The sequence below is a fragment of the Brucella grignonensis genome, assembly GCF_002252505.1.
GTDB classification, from domain to species: Bacteria; Pseudomonadota; Alphaproteobacteria; order Rhizobiales; family Rhizobiaceae; genus Brucella; species Brucella grignonensis.
In genome coordinates this window covers 1-382 of the sequence record NZ_NNRL01000037.1, presented here as the reverse complement: position 1 = coordinate 382, position 382 = coordinate 1, and the positions used below count along the sequence as shown (strand labels likewise).

Below are 382 nucleotides of genomic sequence, written 5' to 3'. Positions count from 1 at the left end.
GCTCTTCCACCGCGTCGAGCAACTGATCGATGGCCGCCGCATCATTATCGTGATCGATGAGTTCTGGAAGGCACTTGCCGACGAGGGCTTTCGCGATCTCGCCCAGAACAAGCTCAAGACCATCCGCAAACAGAACGGGCTCATGCTGTTCGCCACGCAAAGCCCGCGCGACGCGATCAATTCGCCGATCGCGCACACCATCATCGAGCAATGCCCAACCCAGGTCTTCATGCCGAACTCGCGTGGCAGCAGGGCTTACTATGTCGACGGCTTCAAGCTCACCGAACGGGAATATGAGCTGATCGCGCGCGAACTTTCCAACGAGAGCCGCCGCTTCATCGTCAAGCAGGGTCACAACAGCGTCGTCGCCGAACTCAATCTC

At 58.6% G+C, this 382-nt stretch carries 1 protein-coding gene; it reads left to right on the top strand.

Features of this window, described 5'->3' with window-relative positions; all coding sequences use genetic code 11:
• Window positions 1-382, top strand: a 382-nt coding sequence (locus CEV33_RS00610) for a TraG/VirB4 family ATPase (protein WP_208620117.1), incomplete at both ends; no start/stop codon positions are given.